The organism is Caballeronia arvi, from assembly GCF_001544695.2.
Taxonomy (GTDB): Bacteria; Pseudomonadota; Gammaproteobacteria; order Burkholderiales; family Burkholderiaceae; genus Caballeronia; species Caballeronia arvi.
Genome location: NZ_FCOM02000022.1, coordinates 1 through 17,160, shown reverse-complemented (window position 1 = coordinate 17,160; position 17,160 = coordinate 1). Strand labels below are relative to the sequence as shown.

The window sequence follows — 17,160 nt, the reverse complement described above, 5'->3', positions numbered from 1 at the left end:
GCACGTGTCATCGCCCGAGCATCGTCGAAGCCCGTGCTCAAATGTAGAACAACCCTAATAAACAGGGGTTTGCAAAGTGTTTCCCCCTTGTAACAAGGTAAATAAGTTGAAATGACTGCCGCCGGTGCTCAGTAAAAAGCTCCATAATCCGCTCCGGGTTTGCCCTTAGGTCATCGACAGGTTTTTGCAAGTTCCGGTCAACCGCCGAAGCGAATGCGCGTTAATTGCTGGCGCGCGGCGGTTTTTGAGATGTGGAACCTTATTTGCTTCGTCGGAACGCCTGCGCGACAAACCGGTGATCAGCGACCCCGCTTTTTCACTCGAGCATCAGCTCCAGCGCCGCGGCGATCGCGCCGCGGAAAGCTTCGCCCGAGCCGAGCGATTCGCTTCCAACGTCAACACGACAGCAGCACTTAGCCTGACCTTTCATTAGGAGTTTCACGACATGCGAATCGCTCAAATCGCGCCCCTCCACGAGGCTGTTCCGCCGAAGTTGTATGGCGGCACGGAACGCGTGGTGTCTTATCTGACCGAGGCACTCGTGGATGCCGGACACGACGTCACGCTCTTCGCGAGCGGTGATTCGCAGACTTCCGCGAAGCTCGAAGCATTCTGGCCGCAGGCGCTGCGCCTCGACCCGACCATCCGCGACACGATGGCGCCGCACATGCTGCTGCTCGAGGAAGTCCGCCGCCGCGCTGACGAATTCGACGTGCTGCATTTCCACATCGACTATTACCCGTTCTCGCTGTTCGCGCGCCAGCCGGTGCCGTTCCTGACGACCATGCACGGCCGTCTCGATCTGCCCGAACTGCAGCCGATCTTCAACACGTTCAGCGACGTGCCGGTCATCTCGATTTCGGACAACCAGCGTCAGCCGCTGTCGCAGGCGAACTGGCTGTCGACCGTCTATCACGGCCTGCCGGAAAATCTGCTCAAGCCGATCCCGAACGTGAAGCCCGGCTATCTCGCATTCCTCGGCCGCATCTCGCCGGAAAAGCGTGTCGATCGCGCGATCCGCATTGCGCAGGCCGCGGGCATGAAGATCAAGATCGCGGCGAAGCTCGACAAGGCCGACCGCGCCTACTACGAAGAAGAGATCAAGCCGCTCTTCGCGCTGCCGCACGTCGAGTACATCGGTGAAATCAGCGAAGCCGAAAAGACCGAGTTCCTCGGCAACGCGCACGCGCTGCTGTTCCCGATCGACTGGCCGGAGCCCTTCGGCCTTGTGATGATCGAAGCGATGGCCTGCGGCACGCCGGTGATCGCGTTCAACCGCGGCTCGGTGCCGGAAGTCATCGAGAACGGCGTGTCGGGCTTCGTCGTCGAAGACGAGCTGAGCGCGATCGCCGCGGTGAAGCGTCTGGACACGCTGTCGCGCGAAAAAGTGCGCGGCGCGTTCGAAAAGCGCTTCTCGTCGAAGGTGATGGCGGCCAACTACGTCAACGTGTACGAAGAGCTGCTGCGCCAGAAACGCCGCACCGTGCTGCGCGAAGTCAACGCCAGCTAAGCAAGTCTTGCCGCCCCGGCGGCATCGGCTGCAAAACAACGCCCCGCGCGCCTCAAGGCCCGCGGGGCGTTGTCGTAATAGCACATGCGGGCATGCCATCGGAGCGCGGGACCGCGCTACGCTCGGGAAACCTCTGACGACATCCGTAATCTCCCTATAATGACCGGGCTTTGCCTTGCGAAGCGGCATGCATCGTACGTGGACAGGAGTGTTTCTTTTGGCGAGACCCAAGCAAATCAGCGCGAGCCCGGCACCGGGCGCCGGCACCGTGTTCGCCCTGCGGGCAATCGGACTGGTGCTCGCGGCGCGTTGGGCGTTTTCGATGTCGCAGATGGGCTACCTGTCTTCGCTGCGCGCGATGACGTCGTCGCCGTGGGCGTGCTTGAATCTCGTCCTGATCTTTCTTCTGATCGTATTGCCGGGCGCGAAGGCGCGTGTCGAGCGGCCGCTGCATCCGCTGCCGCAATGGCTGCGGCAGGCGCTGCGCTTTCTCGCGCTCCTGGCGTTCGGATTCGCGATGTTTTCCGTCGCCGCGTTCATCTGGAGTTCGGGCTGGCGCCGCTTCACGCAAGCGCTCGCCGAGACCAACGGCTGGCTCGTCGTCGGGCCGGCGCTCTATGCGGTCGTCGTGTGGATCTGCCGGCCGCGCGCGCTCTGGCGCACGAACATCGCGGCGCGCCGCTTCGCGATCGGCCGCTATGCGATATCGCTCGACCCGGTTCTGCGCACGGCTGTCGTCTGGGCAGAAAGCCGCAAGCTCGGGCAGTACGACGCGCGTGAATTGTCGGTGAAGTGGCCCGCGCCGTCGCCGGATGCGTCACCGTCAACGACGATGCTCACGCCCGCTACCGAACCCGCGGCGCCATCGGTTCGTTCGGGCAGCGCGACACGGCGCGGCTTGCTCGCGCGGCGGCCCAAAGTCGAATTGCTGTGGGATTCGCCCGCCGCAGCCGGGCACAATCGCACCACCGTATTCCGTGCGCCGCTCGCCAGCGAAGGCGATCGCAACGCGGCGCGCGCGCTCGACGCGACGCTGCGTCAGGTCTGACTTCGCTTATTTCATTGACTTAAGCCGATCTTGCCGTACACGTCGTTCCTGTCTCATTCGGGAGGAAAGGATGCTGATACGTTGGTTGCTGGCCGCGCTTCATCTTCTTGCTTTTGGCTTTGCGCTCGGATCCGTGCTGGCTCGGGCGCGTGCGTTGCGCCGTCTCGATCCCGCGCAGTCCATTCAGGCCAACGAGCTGCGCCTGCGCGACGTATTCCGATCCGATTCGGTGTGGGGCATCACCGCGATCGTGCTGATCGTGACGGGCGCGATGCGCGCGTTCGGCGGATTCGAAAAAGGCGGCGCGTACTATCTGCACGAACCGCTATTTCATTTGAAGATGACGGCGCTCGTCGTGATTCTGCTGATCGAAGTTTCGCCGATGCTCGCGCTGATACGCTGGCGCATCGCGCTTGCGCAGGGCGGGGCGATCGATCTCACGCGCGCGCGGCGCTTCGCGTGGATGAGCGATCTCGAAGCGGCACTCGTGATGGTGATGGTGATCGCGGCGAGCGGAATGGCGCGGGGCGTGTGGGCTTCGTAGCCTTCGCCGACGCAAATGAAAAAGGGCTCAGGTCGTTAAACCTGAGCCCTTTTGATCTTCGGTGTCTTGGCTTTACCAGCACCAGGAATTCTGGTGGGTAGTACTGGGATCGAACCAGTGACCCCTGCCGTGTGAAGGCAGTGCTCTACCGCTGAGCTAACCACCCGAAGAGAAACGAGATTATGTCAGGCGTTTCGCGTCCCGTCTAGTGCTTCGTTAAGTAAATTCGAAAAAATCAAACGGGCACCGCTTCTCAAGCGGGCACGGCTTCGCCTTCAGCCGGCGCGGGTTCGGTGCGCCACACGCTCGCGCTTTTTAGAGCCTTGTCGAGATCGGTCAGCACCGCTTCGTGCGCGGCGAGTTCGTCCGCGCTCGCGACGATCACCGGCAAGTCGAGATCGTCCAGCGCGATGCGCGACGTCGATACCGAGCCCGACAACGGCTCGTCGCCCAGCATGTCGATGACGAGGCTTTCCTGACCGCGCGTCATCGCGAGATAGACCTCGGCGAGCAACTCCGAGTCGAGCAGCGCGCCGTGCAGCGTGCGATGCGCGTTGCTGATGCCGAAACGGTCGCACAGCGCGTCGAGCGAATTGCGCTTGCCGGGGAACATCTGCTTGGCCTGCGCGAGCGAATCGATCACGCCGGCGCACGTCTGCCTCACCTTCGGCAGTCCGAGCAGCGCGAATTCCATGTCGAGAAAGCCGACGTCGAAGGGCGCGTTATGGATGATCAGTTCCGCGTCCGCGATGAAGTCGCGCAGTTGCGCGGCGATCTCCGCGAACTTCGGCTTGTCGGAGAGAAATTCGGTTGTGAGGCCGTGCACCGCGAGCGCGCCGGGATCGCTGTCGCGCTCCGGGTTCACGTAGAGATGCAGGTTGTTGCCGGTCAGCCGGCGATTCACCAGCTCGACGCAGCCGATTTCGATGATCCGGTCGCCCGTCTTCGCATTGAGGCCGGTGGTTTCGGTGTCCAGTATCAGTTGGCGCATAAATGGCGTATTCGTTGATCAGTTGTCGGCGAGCGAGGTCACGCCGCGATTGGCGAGCGCATCGGCGCGTTCGTTTTCGGGATGGCCGGCGTGGCCCTTGACCCAGCGCCATTCGATCTCATGCTGTGCGACGAGACCGTCGAGCCGCTTCCATAGGTCGGCGTTCTTGACGGGCGTTTTCGCGGCCGTCATCCAGTTCTTTTTCTTCCACCCGTGGATCCATTCGCTGATGCCTTTCTGCACGTATTGCGAATCGGTGTGGATGATCGCGCGGCACGGCCGTTTCAACGCTTCGAGCGCGGAAATCACCGCCATCAGTTCCATGCGGTTATTGGTGGTCGCGGCTTCGCCGCCGAACAGCTCCTTCTCCTGCGAGCCGAAACGGAGCAGGGCGCCCCAGCCGCCAGGACCGGGATTGCCTTTGCAGGCGCCGTCCGTGTAGATGTCGATTACTTTGTTCGATGCGGATTCTTGAGTCATCAATGCTCGTTGCGAGTCTCGTTGCGCGTGTGCGGAGCGGCGACCGGCGCGAGGCCAGGCGCGAGCGCGGTTTTTTTCAGCTTGCGCGGACCGATGAGGCGCATGCCGCGCACGCGCTTCACCGCCGTGATCATGTACGCCGCGCCGAAGATGGGCCACCAGCGGTCGCCGGCGGCCTCCATGAATTGATAGCGTTGCAACCACTTGTCCGTGACGAGCGGCGGACGATAACAGCCGAAGCGCCCGCGTTCAAGATCGAATCCGAGCAGCTTGATCCAGTCCTTGATACGCGTGAAGGCGATCATTTCGTGCGCCGACGGCACGAACGGCCTTCCCGCCACCTTGCCGAGCGATTGCCGCGCGCCCCACAGGCTCAGCGAATTGAAGCCGAGGATGATCAACTGCCCTTCAGGAACCAGCACGCGCTCGGCTTCACGCAGCAGCCGGTGTGGATCGGGTGAGAATTCGAGTGTGTGCGGCAGCACGAGCAGGTCGACGCTCTGCGCCTCGAATGGCAGGTCGAGCAAATCACACCATACAGTGCTGCGGCCATCCGGTGCGCTCGCGGCGGGCAGCGCGCTCACGCCGGGCGTAGTCGCGCGCGGCGGCGCATAGGGCGCGCTCGATGCGCTTTCGGCGTCGAGCACGAGCGCACGTCCGGTCATGCGATTTTCGCGCAGCGCGTCGAGCTGCGGCATGCCGAGCTGCAGCGCGTGATAGCCGAAGATGTCGGACACCACGTGATCGAGCTGCGCCTGCTCCCAGTCGAGCACGTAGCGTCCGGGCGCCGAGCTCGTCCAGGTGGGCCAGTCTATAATCGATCGGTCAGACATGGTCGGGTTGCCGCATAGAAGATCGCTATGGATTCGCTAATGAAGAATTCGCCTGCTCAGGATGCATTGGTTCGGAATGCGCTCGAATACGTGCCGGTTCCGGCGTTCGAGGATAACTACATCTGGCTCGTCTCGGACTCGCGCGATGCGGTCGTGGTCGACCCCGGCGATGCCGCGCCCGTCGAGGCGTATCTCGCCAGACGCGGTTGGCGGCTGACCGCTATTTTACTCACGCACCATCATCAGGACCACGTCGGCGGCGTGAAAGCGCTCCTCGATAGCCGAACGGCAGAGGGTGGCATCCCCGTCTATGGCCCGGCCGGGGAGCGGATCGAGCATCTGACCACGCGCGTCACGGGCGGCGATACCGTGCGTATCGAACATCCGGCGCTCGAGCTGTCCGTGATCGACGTACCCGGCCACACGGCAGGTCATATCGCCTATTTCCAGGCCGGCGATCCGAAGGGCACGCCACATCTCTTCTGCGGCGACACGCTCTTCGCGAGCGGCTGCGGCCGCCTCTTCGAAGGTACGGCGCAGCAGATGCTGAGTTCGCTCGACGCGCTCGCCGCGCTGCCCGAGAGCACTCAGGTTCACTGCGCGCACGAATACACGCTCTCGAACATTCGTTTCGCGCGCGCGTGCGAGCCGGACAACGCAGCGCTGCTTCGCTGGAGCGACGATGCACAGGCGCTGCGCGCCGCGGGCAAGCCGACTCTGCCGACGACCATCGGGCATGAAAAAGCGGTGAATCCATTTCTGCGCGCGGACGTTCCCTCGATTCACGCGACACTTTCGTCACAGTTCGGCGCGCCGGTTTCGGACCGGCTCGAAGCGTTTCGAATGATGCGAGGCTGGAAGGATAAGTTCCGCTGACATATAACTATTGAGGGTAACCTCATCCGAAACGTTGGAATCGGCGTTAGATGCAGGATTTTGCAGGGGTTTTGCGCGCATTCTTATTGACGTCTTAAGTGCTGTTCCGTACCATCGGCTGCAAATTTCCAAGCATATTTTTTGGAAGCCGAGACGTTCCATGCGACTAACTCTTAGTGCGCTGTCCGTCCTGATGCTTGCCGCGTGCGCGAGCCAGGGACCGACAGTGTCCGATCCAATTTCAGCCTCAGCCACTTCCAACGCCTCGCAGCAACAAGTCGCCGACACCATTCGCCGCACCGCAGCAGCCAAGGAAACCATCAACGTCGACAAAACCCCGGTCACTTCGCTCGTGGGTTCGTCCGACTTGTGGAACCGCATTCGCAGTGGCTTCCAGATCCCCGATCTGCAAAGCGACCTCGTCGATATGCAGGTCAACTGGTACGCGCAGCGCCCGGACTACGTCGAGCGCATGACCACGCGTTCGCAGAAGTACCTGTATCACATCGTCGAGGAGCTGGAGCAGCGCCATATGCCGACGGAGCTGGCGCTTCTGCCGTTCATCGAGTCGGCGTACAGCCCGCAGGCGCTGTCGGTGGCCAAGGCGGCGGGCATGTGGCAGTTTATGCCCGGCACCGGTCGCGACTACAACCTCAAGCAGAACATGTGGCAGGACGAGCGCCGCGACGTGCTCGCGTCGACGAGTGCCGCGCTCGACTATCTCTCGCGCCTGCACGACATGTTCGGCGACTGGCATCTCGCGCTCGCCGCATACAACTGGGGCGAGGGCAACGTGCAGCGCGCGATCGCGCGCAACGAGGCTGCGGGTCTGCCGACCGACTACGAAAGCCTGCGCATGCCCAACGAGACGCGCAATTACGTGCCAAAGCTGCAGGCGGTCAAGAACATCGTGGGCAACCCGCAGATGTACGGGCTCACGCTGCCGGACATTCCGAACCATCCGTACTTCGTGACGGTCACGACCGCGCGCGACATCGACGTGACGATGGCCGCGAAGCTCGCCGGCATGAGCGTAGAGGAATTCCGCTCGCTCAATCCGTCGTTCTCGAAGCCGGTGATTCTCGGTGCGACCAATCCGCAGATTTTGCTGCCCTTCGACAACGCCACGTCGTTCCAGCGCAATCTGTCGTCGTACACGGGCGCGCTGTCGTCGTGGACCACGTACACCGTGACCGAACGCTCGCGCCCGGCGGCGATCGCCGAGAAAATCGGTGTCGACGCGGACACACTCATGTCCGTCAACCGCATTCCGGCGGGCATGCGCCTGAAGCCCGGCTCGACGATCGTCGTGCCGCGCACGGATGACGACGACGAAGACATCAGCGCCGACGTCGCCCAAAACGCGATGCTCGCGATCGAGCGCGACGTGCCCGACACGCGCAGGCTCGTAATCCGCGTGCGCCGCAAGCAGGCTGTCACGACGCTGGCAGACCGTTACAACGTGTCGGCGGCGCAGGTGCGCGCCTGGAACCGCACGCGTGGCGACATGGTCATGCCGGGTCAGGTCGTTGTTCTGCACGTGCCGTATGGCCGTGCGGTGCCGGCCGAGCCGGGTCCGGCGCGCGTCGAGACGGTGGCGGCGTCGAGCCGTTCGTCGGGCGGCGTGTCGAAGATCGGCACGCGCGTGCCGGACTCGAAACCGTCGCACGGGAAGGCGTCGGGCCATGCCTCCGGGAAAGTGACGAAAGTATCGGCATCGACGGCATCGCATGCGGCTAAGCCTGCTGCCACGGCCAAGACCACGAAGCCGGCCGCCGCGACGAAGAGCAGCAAGAAGAAATAAGCGCAGGCGTTTCACCCGCGCGCTAATCCACGCCGTCACCAAGGTGACGGCGTTTTCTTTGAAGCGTCCCGCTAAACTGGCGTTCCAGAAGAATCGAAGAAGCGCCCGTTTCGCATGCCGTCCACCGTTCGTCTCCGCGTCTTTTTCCTGTTCGCCGCCGGCTACTTCGTCTCGTACGTGTTCCGCGGCGTCAATCTCGGCTTCGCGCCGCTCATCACGCACGACCTCGGCTTGTCCGCCGCGGATCTCGGTCTGCTGACTTCGCTGTACTTCATCGGCTTTGCGCTGGCGCAGATTCCCGTCGGCGTGCTGCTCGATCATTTCGGCCCGCGACGCGTCACCGCGGGCATGCTGCTCTTCGCAGCGGCGGGCATCTGGGTTTTCGGCGCGTCTCGCGGCCTCGCGGGGCTGATGATCGGCCGGCTGCTGATCGGCGTCGGCGTGTCGGTGTGCCTGAGCGCGGCGTTCAAGGCGTCGGCGCAGCACTTCGCGCTCGCGCGCCTGCCACTCGTCAATGGTTTCACGATGGCAGTCGGCGGTTTGGGCGACGTCGCCGTCGGATCACCGCTCGCGTCGCTTCTGCACGTCGCGAGCTGGCGCCAGGTGTGCGTCGGACTCGGCGTGTTCACGGTCGCCGTCGCCGCCGTGATCGTCGTGCTCGCGCCGCGCAAAGCGGAGGCCGATCCGCATCATCGCGCCGACATCGTCACGCAGTTCAAAGGCACCTGGCTCATCCTGCGCAGCGGCGTGTTCTGGAAGATCGCGTCGTTTTCCGTCGTCACACAAGGCGTTTTCTTCGCGATGCAATCGCTGTGGATTCGCCCCTATTTGCTCGACGTGATGAACCTCACGCCTGCGCACGCCGCGGCGCTCGTGTCGATACTCGGCTTCGCGATGATGTTCGGCTGCATCGGCTTCGGCGCGGCCGCGCGCGGGATGGAGCGGCGCGGCGTGTCGGTCTACGCGTTCTGCGGCACCGGCATGGCGTTGTTCGTCGCGACGCAATTGCTGATGGTGCTGCGCGTTCCGTTGCCGCCTTCGGTGCTGATTGCGGCGTACGGCGTTTTCGGCGGTACGGGGATTTTGAGCTATGCGGTTGCCGCGGAGTATTTCCCGTCGCACATGATCGGTCGCGCGCATACCACGCTCACGCTCGTCATCTTCCTGTTGATCTTCGGCTTCCAGGTCGGCGTCGGCGCGATGCTTTCGCTTTGGCCGGCAGAAGGCGGGCGCTATCCGGCGTCGGCGCACCTGACGGTCTGGATCGCGCTGATTGCGCTGCAGGCCGCGAGCGCGGTCTGGTACATCTTCCCGAGCCGGATTCTGCAAAAGGTCGACCGCGAAGCGGGGCGCGCCGCGCCCTGACTGGAAGGGCGCAGCGCGACAGCAGTCTGCAAGCGGACCTTTCTCAAATCTGGCGAATGCGACGTTTTTACGCTATAATTCAAAGGTTTGAGCACATCAACCCGCACCCTAGCGCCTACCTCCCATTCACCGTCGTTCGCTGCGCATCAACTGCGCGCCGCACGCCGCCCATCGCCTGCTTGAAGACTCCGTTGCCACGCCCAAAGCGTGCCGGTTCGAGCCGCGATGCGCGCTTCGCGAGCCGCCGTCAGCCATGCGCCAAGGAAACCCGCGTTCTTCGAACGGCGGGAGGCCAAGCAGAAATTCGGACAGACAGGTCGGTAACAGGGTGTTCCCAAGGAGCTTCCCGTGTTGCCGTCATTTTCCCCCGCACTGCTCGCACTTGCCGACGGCACGGTCTTTCGTGGTCAGTCGATCGGCGCGCCCGGTTCGACGATCGGCGAAGTGGTATTCAACACCGCCATCACCGGCTATCAGGAAATCCTGACCGATCCGAGCTACGCCCGCCAGATCGTCACGCTGACCTATCCGCACATCGGCAACTACGGCGTGAACGCCGAAGATGTCGAAGCCACCAAAGTCCATGCCGCCGGTCTCATCATTCGCGACCTGCCGGTGCTCGCCTCCAACTTCCGTTCCGAGCAGACGCTTGCAGACTATCTGAAGGCGCAAGGCGTCGTCGCGATCGCGGGCATCGACACGCGCAAGCTCACGCGCATTCTTCGCGATAAGGGCGCGCAGAACGGCTGCATTCTGGCCGGTTCCGATGACGAAGCGAAGGCCCTCGAACTCGCGCGCTCGTTCCCCGGCCTCGCGGGCATGGACCTCGCGAAAGTCGTGTCGACGGAAAAGCCCTACGAGTGGACGCAGACCGAATGGCGTCTGGGCAGCGGCTACGGCAAGCAGGAAGCGCCGAAGTATCGTGTCGTCGCGTTCGATTACGGCGTCAAGTTCAACATTCTGCGCATGCTGGCCGAGCGCGGCTGTCACGTCACGGTGCTGCCGGCGCAGGCAACGGCCGCTGACGCGCTCGCGCTCAATCCGGACGGCATCTTCCTGTCGAACGGCCCCGGCGATCCGGAACCGTGCGACTACGCGATTCGCGCGACGCGTGAATTCATCGAGCGTGGCATTCCGACCTTCGGCATCTGTCTCGGCCATCAGATCATGGGCCTCGCCGTCGGCGCGAAGACGATGAAGATGAAGACCGGCCACCACGGCGCGAACCATCCGGTGAAGGACATGGAAGATGGGCGTGTCGTGATCACGTCGCAGAACCACGGTTTCGCCGTCGATGCATCGACGCTGCCCGCCAACGCGAAAGTCACGCACGTCTCGCTTTTCGACGGCACGCTGCAAGGCTTCGCGCTCACGGATAAACCCGCGTTCTGCTTCCAGGGTCACCCGGAAGCGTCGCCCGGCCCGCACGACATCGCGTATCTGTTCGACCGCTTCATCAAGCTGATGGAGTCGGCGAAAGTCGCCGCCTAAAGAACACCATAGAGCACAGTTATGCCGAAGCGCACAGACATCAAGAGCATCCTCATCATCGGCGCGGGCCCGATCATCATCGGCCAGGCGTGCGAGTTCGACTATTCGGGCGCGCAAGCCTGTAAAGCGCTGCGCGAGGAAGGCTACAAGGTCATCCTCGTCAACAGCAATCCGGCGACGATCATGACCGACCCGAACACGGCCGACGTCACGTATATCGAGCCGATCTCGTGGGAAGTGGTCGAACGCATCATCGCGAAGGAGCGCCCGGACGCGATCCTGCCGACGATGGGCGGACAGACCGCGCTGAATTGCGCGCTCGATCTCTTCCACCACGGCGTGCTGGAGAAGTACAAGGTCGAGCTGATCGGCGCATCGCCGGAAGCGATCGACAAGGCGGAAGACCGCCAGAAGTTCAAGGACGCGATGACGAAGATCGGCCTCGGTTCGGCCAAGTCGGGCATCGCGCATTCGATGGAAGAAGCGCTCGCCGTGCAGGCGCAGATCGCGGAAGCCACCGGCAGCGGCGGTTATCCGACCGTCATTCGTCCGTCGTTCACGCTGGGCGGCTCGGGCGGCGGCATCGCGTACAACAAGGAAGAGTTCGAAGAGATTTGCCGTCGCGGTCTCGATCTTTCGCCGACGCGCGAGCTGCTGATCGAAGAATCGCTGCTCGGCTGGAAAGAGTACGAGATGGAAGTCGTCCGCGATAAGAAGGACAACTGCATCATCGTTTGCTCGATCGAGAACCTCGACCCGATGGGCGTGCATACCGGCGATTCGATCACGGTCGCGCCGGCGCAGACGCTCACCGATAAAGAGTATCAAGTGCTGCGTAACGCATCGCTCGCGGTGCTGCGCGAGATCGGCGTCGATACGGGCGGCTCGAACGTGCAGTTCGCGATCAACCCCAACGATGGCCGCATGGTCGTCATCGAAATGAATCCGCGTGTGTCGCGCTCGTCGGCGCTGGCATCGAAGGCGACGGGTTTCCCGATCGCGAAGGTTGCCGCGAAGCTCGCGTGCGGCTACACGCTCGACGAGCTGAAGAACGAAATCACCGGCGGCCAGACGCCCGCATCGTTCGAACCGACGATCGACTACGTCGTGACGAAAGTGCCGCGCTTCGCGTTCGAAAAATTCCGCGAAGCCGATTCGCGCCTGACGACGCAGATGAAGTCCGTCGGCGAAGTGATGGCGATGGGCCGTACGTTCCAGGAATCGTTCCAGAAGGCGCTGCGCGGTCTGGAAGTGGGCGTCGACGGTCTCGATGAAAAGACCACGAGCCGCGACGAAGTCATCCGCGAAATCGGCGAGCCGGGTCCGGACCGCATCTGGTATCTCGGCGATGCGTTCCGTCTCGGCCTGACGATGCAGGAAATCTTCGAAGAGACGTCGATCGATCCGTGGTTCCTCGCGCAGATCGAGCAGATCATCCTGAAGGAAAAGGCGCTCGTAGGCCGCAAGCTTGCGAGCCTGACGCGCGACGAACTGCTCTATCTGAAGAAGAGCGGTTTTTCGGATCGCCGTCTCGCGAAGCTGACCGGTTCGAATCAGGCCGATGTGCGCAAGAAGCGCCACGAACTGAAGGTGCGCCCGGTGTACAAGCGCGTCGACACGTGCGCGGCCGAGTTCGCGACGAAGACCGCGTACATGTACTCGACCTACGAGGAAGAGTGCGAAGCGAACCCGACGGACAAGAAGAAGATCATGGTGCTCGGCGGCGGGCCGAACCGGATCGGGCAGGGCATCGAGTTCGACTATTGCTGCGTGCACGCCGCGCTCGCGATGCGCGAGGACGGCTATGAAACCATCATGGTCAACTGCAATCCGGAAACCGTGTCGACCGACTACGACACGTCGGACCGTCTGTACTTCGAATCGTTGACGCTGGAAGACGTGCTCGAAATCGTCGATCTGGAAAAGCCGGTCGGCGTGATCGTGCAGTACGGCGGTCAGACGCCGCTCAAGCTCGCGCTCGACCTGGAAGCGAACGGTGTGTCGATCATCGGCACGTCGCCGGACATGATCGACGCCGCCGAAGACCGCGAGCGTTTCCAGAAGCTGCTGAAGGATCTGGATCTGCGCCAGCCGCCGAACCGCACCGCGCGCGCCGAAGACGAAGCGCTGAAGCTCGCGGAAGAAATCGGTTATCCGCTCGTCGTGCGTCCTTCGTATGTGCTGGGCGGCCGCGCGATGGAAATCGTTCACGAGCCGCGCGACCTCGAGCGCTACATGCGCGAGGCCGTGAAGGTATCGAACGATTCGCCGGTGCTGCTCGACCGCTTCCTGAACGACGCGATCGAGTGCGATGTGGACTGCATCTCCGATGGCGACGATGTCTTCATCGGCGGCGTGATGGAGCACATCGAGCAGGCGGGCGTGCACTCGGGCGACTCGGCGTGCTCGTTGCCGCCGTATTCGCTGTCGAAGGACACCGTCGACGAGCTGAAGCGACAAACTGCCGCAATGGCGAAGGCGTTGAACGTCGTCGGCCTGATGAACGTGCAGTTCGCGATCCAGCAAGTTCCGCAGCCCGATGGCTCGAAGCAGGACATCATCTACGTGCTGGAAGTGAATCCGCGTGCATCGCGCACGGTGCCGTACGTGTCGAAGGCGACGAGCCTGCCGCTTGCGAAGATCGCGGCGCGCGCGATGGTCGGCCAGAAGCTGAAGCAACAAGGCGTCACGAAGGAAGTGATTCCGCCGTACTTCAGCGTGAAGGAAGCGGTGTTCCCGTTCGTCAAGTTCCCGGCGGTCGATCCGGTGCTCGGGCCGGAAATGCGCTCGACCGGCGAGGTGATGGGCGTGGGCCGCACGTTCGGCGAAGCGCTCTTCAAGTCGCAGCTCGCGGCGGGCTCGCGCCTGCCGGAATCGGGCACGGTGCTCTTGACCGTGATGGACGCCGACAAGCCGAAGGCCGTCGAAGTCGCGCAGATGCTGCACGAGCTCGGCTATCCGATCGTCGCGACGAAGGGCACCGCTGCGGCCATCGCGGCGGCGGGCGTGCCGGTGAAGGTCGTCAACAAGGTGAAAGACGGCCGTCCGCACATCGTCGACATGATCAAGAACGGCGAGATCGCGCTGGTCTTCACGACCGTCGACGAAACGCGCGCGGCGATCGCCGATTCGCGTTCGATCCGCATGAGCGCGCAGGCCAACAAGGTCACGTACTACACGACGATGTCCGGCGCGCGCGCGGCGGTCGAAGGGCTGCGGTATCTCCGGGATTTGGAAGTCTATGATTTACAAGGCTTGCATGCTCGCCTAAACTAGGGCTTCGATTACTGGTCTAAGCAACACGAGCCGCGGTTAAGCGGCGTCTCCTTTACCGGGAGATGCGCTTAACCGCGGTAATTTTTTTGACGAAATTGTTTGTGAGTGGTTTATGAGCACGATTCCTTTGACGAAGCGCGGCGCGGAGTTGCTGCGCGACGAATTGCAACGCCTGAAGGCCGTGGAGCGTCCGGCGGTCATCACTGCGATCGCGGAGGCGCGCGCGCAAGGCGATTTGTCGGAAAACGCGGAATACGATGCCGCGAAAGAAAAGCAGGGATTCATCGAGGGCCGCATCGCGGACATCGAGTCGAAGCTGGCCGCCGCGCAAGTGATCGACCCGACGCAGGTCGAGGCTGAAGGCCGCGTCGTGTTCGGCGCAACGGTGGAACTCGAAGATCTGGAGTCGGGCAATACGGTGACGTATCAGATCGTCGGCGATGACGAAGCGAACATCGACCACGGTCTCATTTCGGTGAGCTCGCCGATCGCACGCGCGCTCATCGCGAAGTCGGAAGGCGACGTGGCGTCGGTGCAGGCACCGAGCGGCGCACGCGAATACGAAATCATCGCGGTTCGCTACGTCTGATGGAGCACCGGCTCTTTCGCACCGTCAGCATGGTCTGGGTCGGCAGCCTGCTGACCCTCGGCCTCATTGGCGCGCCGGTTCTCTTTTCGATGCTCGACCGCACGACGGCGGGCTCGGTGGCGGCGCAGTTTTTCCGGATCGAAGCGATCATCGGCGTGATCAGCGCGCTCGTGCTGATCGTCATCGGCAATCGCTTCGTGAAGAGCGGCATCGTCGATTACAAGCGCGTGCGCTGGATCGTTGCGGCGATGCTCGTCTGCGTGCTGATCGGCTACTTTGCGTTGCAGCCGTTCATGAACTCGCTGCGCATGGCGGCGCAGGAAGCGGGCACCGATCTCGCGAGTTCGCCGTATGCGAAGGAGTTCGGCATTCTGCATGGCATATCGACCGCGATTTATCTGATCGAATGCCTGTTTGGCATTGCGCTGGTGTGGCGCCTGCCGGGCGCGACGCCGGCCAAGATCGTGCCGAAGGGCAAATCGGCCAAGGTGGCGGCGAAACGGGCGCGAAGCTGAATCTTGCTTGTAGTTAAACGGCGCGTGAGTTCTTTTGAGAACGCACGCGCCGTTAGCTTATTTCACGGCCTGATGCTGGCGCTTCGCGCTGGACTGACGCTTCTTCGCGCGCTTCACGTTCCCGCCAGCCGTCACACGCTCGTTGCCGAGCACTTTCAGCGTCTGCTTCTTGGGCTTCTTGAACGCGGGTGCATCGCGCGTGATCTTCACCGCCTTGACGGTGCGCGGCGCGCGGCCTTTAGCCGGGCGGTCATCGGCGGCTTCGCCCGCGCTCGGCGGCATCGTGCTGCGGGTGCGCGTGGCACGGCTCTTCGGCGCGGCGCCTTCGGGTCTCCAGATCACCAGCAGCTTGCCGATATGCTGGATGGGCGCCGCGTTCAGGCGATCGCAGATTTCGTCGTAGATTTCGACGCGCGCCTCGCGTTCGTCGCCGAACACGCGGACTTTGATGAGTTGATGCGCTTCCAGATGGACGTTGATCTCTTTCAGCACGGCATCGGTCAGACCCTCCGCGCCGACGAGCACGACGGGCTTGAGCGCATGGGCCTGGGAGCGCAAATCGGAACGCTCGGCGGGGGAGAGTTTAAGAGCTGGCATGAGAAATTCGGGACTCGACTAAAATGTGGGCGGCATGAAATGAGCGCAGCGCGCTCGCGAGGCGGTTTGAACACGCTTGGACGCGAAAACGCACGGTTCGCGCCGGATCTACGGCGCATGGGTCGATCGCGCCGCCGCCCATCAGAAACAGAACTGGCCGGATGCCGGATTTCGACGCGCGCGAGCGCCCGATGACCGGTCCGGCCGACAAGACGCGTATTATCCGCTAAAAGCATCACGCGATGCAGCAAAATACGCACCGGGCGCGCCAGGAGCGCGTCAATTGAGCTTAGTTGAATGGCAAAGAATCGTTTCAATCAATCGTGGTTGCATGACCACATCAACGATCCCTACGTGAAGATGGCGCAGCGCGAAGGTTACCGCGCGCGCGCCGCCTACAAGCTGAAGGAGATCGACGAGCAGGACAAGCTCATCAAACCGGGGCAGGTGATCGTCGATCTCGGCTCGACGCCAGGAAGCTGGAGTCAGTACGCGCGCAACAAACTTGCGCGCGGCGCGAAGCGCAATACCGAGCGCGAGGGCGGCATCGACGGCACGATCATCGCGCTGGATATTCTGCCGATGGAACCGATTGCGGACGTTGACTTCATCTTGGGCGACTTCCGCGAGGACGACGTACTCGCGCGACTCGACGAAATCGTCGGCGAGCGGCAGGTGGACCTTGTAATTTCGGACATGGCCCCCAACCTCTCAGGCGTAGCGAGTGCGGATGCCGCGCGTATCGAGCATCTTTGCGATCTGGCGCTGGAGTTCGCGCAGAACCATCTGAAACCGGAGGGTGCGCTACTGGTCAAATGTTTTCACGGGAGCGGTTATAGCCAGATCGTGGAGAAGTTCAAGCACCAGTTCAAAGTGGTGGCGCCGCGCAAGCCCAAGGCGTCTCGCGACAAATCGTCGGAGACTTTCATCCTAGGGCGAGGACTCAAGCGGCCGAACTGAATGCCCGCTTAAGCGATTCGGCGAAAATCGGCGATATTTTCGCGGATTATGCCGAAAAAGACCCGTCCGCTGCTATTTGTGCGGTAGGTAAACCTTATGGCAGGGGTTAGCGGTCTGGATTAGAATGCTTTGGTGGCGTCGCAAGGTTTATGTAGGCGCCCGTCAATGAGTGAGGAGTGGTGCTTTGAACAACAATATGTTCTCTAAAGCGGCAGTGTGGCTCGTGATCGCACTGGTGCTGTTTACGGTGTTCAAGCAGTTCGATAAGCCCCGCGTCCAGG

At 62.6% G+C, this 17,160-nt stretch carries 16 protein-coding genes and 1 tRNA gene; 12 read left to right on the top strand and 5 right to left on the bottom strand.

Annotated elements, in window-relative coordinates:
• The first annotated feature begins 184 nt into the window (after nucleotides 1-184).
• The 4 genes from AWB74_RS45735 to AWB74_RS22765 all read left to right on the top strand — a co-directional run bounded on the left by AWB74_RS45735 (nucleotide 185) and on the right by AWB74_RS22765 (nucleotide 3,102).
• Nucleotides 185-433, top strand: coding sequence for a hypothetical protein (locus tag AWB74_RS45735; RefSeq protein WP_143749300.1), 249 nt, complete (start codon nucleotides 185-187; stop codon nucleotides 431-433).
• A gap of 12 nt (nucleotides 434-445) precedes the next feature.
• On the top strand, nucleotides 446-1,510 hold the full coding sequence (locus AWB74_RS22775; protein ID WP_061148990.1) for a glycosyltransferase family 4 protein: 1,065 nt from the start codon (nucleotides 446-448) through the stop codon (nucleotides 1,508-1,510).
• Nucleotides 1,511-1,727: 217 nt separating this feature from the next.
• Nucleotides 1,728-2,558, top strand: a complete 831-nt coding sequence (locus AWB74_RS22770) for a hypothetical protein (protein WP_061148989.1) — start codon at nucleotides 1,728-1,730, stop codon at nucleotides 2,556-2,558.
• Nucleotides 2,559-2,628: 70 nt separating this feature from the next.
• On the top strand, nucleotides 2,629-3,102 hold the full coding sequence (locus AWB74_RS22765; protein WP_061148988.1) for a DUF2214 family protein: 474 nt from the start codon (nucleotides 2,629-2,631) through the stop codon (nucleotides 3,100-3,102).
• 91 nt (nucleotides 3,103-3,193) lie between these two features.
• Here the strand turns inward: AWB74_RS22765 and AWB74_RS22760 are convergent.
• The 4 genes from AWB74_RS22760 to AWB74_RS22745 form a co-directional block, all read right to left on the bottom strand.
• Nucleotides 3,194-3,268 (bottom strand) — tRNA-Val (locus AWB74_RS22760).
• Nucleotides 3,269-3,355: 87 nt separating this feature from the next.
• Complete coding sequence (dnaQ, locus tag AWB74_RS22755) at nucleotides 3,356-4,093, bottom strand: DNA polymerase III subunit epsilon (protein ID WP_061148987.1); 738 nt, start codon at nucleotides 4,091-4,093, stop codon at nucleotides 3,356-3,358.
• An 18-nt stretch (nucleotides 4,094-4,111) separates the two neighbouring features.
• Nucleotides 4,112-4,573 (bottom strand): ribonuclease HI, encoded by a 462-nt coding sequence (gene rnhA / locus AWB74_RS22750; protein WP_061148986.1) that lies wholly within the window; start codon nucleotides 4,571-4,573, stop codon nucleotides 4,112-4,114.
• Nucleotides 4,573-5,406 carry a class I SAM-dependent methyltransferase gene (locus AWB74_RS22745; protein WP_061148985.1) on the bottom strand — a complete coding sequence of 278 codons (834 nt, stop codon included), beginning with the start codon at nucleotides 5,404-5,406 and terminating at the stop codon, nucleotides 4,573-4,575. The genes rnhA and AWB74_RS22745 overlap by 1 nt, the downstream gene beginning before the upstream one ends.
• 39 nt (nucleotides 5,407-5,445) lie before the next feature.
• Here AWB74_RS22745 and gloB point away from each other — a divergent pair, with 39 nt between their 5' ends.
• From gloB to AWB74_RS22710, 7 genes are all read left to right on the top strand, one after another.
• Nucleotides 5,446-6,282 (top strand): hydroxyacylglutathione hydrolase, encoded by an 837-nt coding sequence (gene gloB, locus AWB74_RS22740; protein WP_061148984.1) that lies wholly within the window; start codon nucleotides 5,446-5,448, stop codon nucleotides 6,280-6,282.
• A gap of 160 nt (nucleotides 6,283-6,442) precedes the next feature.
• Nucleotides 6,443-8,086 carry a transglycosylase SLT domain-containing protein gene (locus tag AWB74_RS22735; protein WP_061148983.1) on the top strand — a complete coding sequence of 548 codons (1,644 nt, stop codon included), beginning with the start codon at nucleotides 6,443-6,445 and terminating at the stop codon, nucleotides 8,084-8,086.
• Nucleotides 8,087-8,200: 114 nt separating this feature from the next.
• Entirely contained in the window at nucleotides 8,201-9,451 is a 1,251-nt protein-coding gene (locus tag AWB74_RS22730; protein ID WP_061148982.1) for an MFS transporter, read from the top strand.
• Nucleotides 9,452-9,799: 348 nt separating this feature from the next.
• Nucleotides 9,800-10,942, top strand: coding sequence for a glutamine-hydrolyzing carbamoyl-phosphate synthase small subunit (gene carA / locus AWB74_RS22725; protein ID WP_061148981.1), 1,143 nt, complete (start codon nucleotides 9,800-9,802; stop codon nucleotides 10,940-10,942).
• Nucleotides 10,943-10,963: 21 nt separating this feature from the next.
• Nucleotides 10,964-14,218 carry a carbamoyl-phosphate synthase large subunit gene (gene carB / locus AWB74_RS22720; protein ID WP_061148980.1) on the top strand — a complete coding sequence of 1,085 codons (3,255 nt, stop codon included), beginning with the start codon at nucleotides 10,964-10,966 and terminating at the stop codon, nucleotides 14,216-14,218.
• A gap of 112 nt (nucleotides 14,219-14,330) precedes the next feature.
• Nucleotides 14,331-14,807 carry a transcription elongation factor GreA gene (gene greA, locus AWB74_RS22715; protein ID WP_061148979.1) on the top strand — a complete coding sequence of 159 codons (477 nt, stop codon included), beginning with the start codon at nucleotides 14,331-14,333 and terminating at the stop codon, nucleotides 14,805-14,807.
• Nucleotides 14,807-15,322: a DUF4149 domain-containing protein gene (locus AWB74_RS22710; protein WP_061148978.1), complete on the top strand. Its 516-nt coding sequence runs from the start codon at nucleotides 14,807-14,809 to the stop codon at nucleotides 15,320-15,322. The genes greA and AWB74_RS22710 overlap by 1 nt, the downstream gene beginning before the upstream one ends.
• A 57-nt stretch (nucleotides 15,323-15,379) precedes the next feature.
• On the opposite strand, the gene AWB74_RS22705 is transcribed toward AWB74_RS22710, so the two are convergent.
• Nucleotides 15,380-15,919 carry a YhbY family RNA-binding protein gene (locus AWB74_RS22705; RefSeq protein ID WP_061148977.1) on the bottom strand — a complete coding sequence of 180 codons (540 nt, stop codon included), beginning with the start codon at nucleotides 15,917-15,919 and terminating at the stop codon, nucleotides 15,380-15,382.
• 297 nt (nucleotides 15,920-16,216) lie between these two features.
• Here AWB74_RS22705 and AWB74_RS22700 point away from each other — a divergent pair, with 297 nt between their 5' ends.
• Nucleotides 16,217-16,879: an RlmE family RNA methyltransferase gene (locus AWB74_RS22700; protein ID WP_061148976.1), complete on the top strand. Its 663-nt coding sequence runs from the start codon at nucleotides 16,217-16,219 to the stop codon at nucleotides 16,877-16,879.
• Nucleotides 16,880-17,160: the final 281 nt, after the last annotated feature.

Bases quoted from the DNA above. Each gene is read 5' to 3' on its own strand.
- AWB74_RS22775 (WP_061148990.1), top strand. From the start codon at position 446: ATGCGAATCGCTCAAATCGCGCCCCTCCACGAGGCTGTTCCGCCGAAG.
- AWB74_RS22765 (WP_061148988.1), top strand. From the start codon at position 2,629: ATGCTGATACGTTGGTTGCTGGCCGCGCTTCATCTTCTTGCTTTTGGC.
- dnaQ (WP_061148987.1), bottom strand. From the start codon at position 4,093: ATGCGCCAACTGATACTGGACACCGAAACCACCGGCCTCAATGCGAAG.
- rnhA (WP_061148986.1), bottom strand. From the start codon at position 4,573: ATGACTCAAGAATCCGCATCGAACAAAGTAATCGACATCTACACGGAC.
- AWB74_RS22745 (WP_061148985.1), bottom strand. From the start codon at position 5,406: ATGTCTGACCGATCGATTATAGACTGGCCCACCTGGACGAGCTCGGCG.
- gloB (WP_061148984.1), top strand. From the start codon at position 5,446: ATGAAGAATTCGCCTGCTCAGGATGCATTGGTTCGGAATGCGCTCGAA.
- AWB74_RS22735 (WP_061148983.1), top strand. From the start codon at position 6,443: ATGCGACTAACTCTTAGTGCGCTGTCCGTCCTGATGCTTGCCGCGTGC.
- AWB74_RS22730 (WP_061148982.1), top strand. From the start codon at position 8,201: ATGCCGTCCACCGTTCGTCTCCGCGTCTTTTTCCTGTTCGCCGCCGGC.
- carB (WP_061148980.1), top strand. From the start codon at position 10,964: ATGCCGAAGCGCACAGACATCAAGAGCATCCTCATCATCGGCGCGGGC.
- greA (WP_061148979.1), top strand. From the start codon at position 14,331: ATGAGCACGATTCCTTTGACGAAGCGCGGCGCGGAGTTGCTGCGCGAC.
- AWB74_RS22710 (WP_061148978.1), top strand. From the start codon at position 14,807: ATGGAGCACCGGCTCTTTCGCACCGTCAGCATGGTCTGGGTCGGCAGC.
- AWB74_RS22705 (WP_061148977.1), bottom strand. From the start codon at position 15,919: ATGCCAGCTCTTAAACTCTCCCCCGCCGAGCGTTCCGATTTGCGCTCC.
- AWB74_RS22700 (WP_061148976.1), top strand. From the start codon at position 16,217: ATGGCAAAGAATCGTTTCAATCAATCGTGGTTGCATGACCACATCAAC.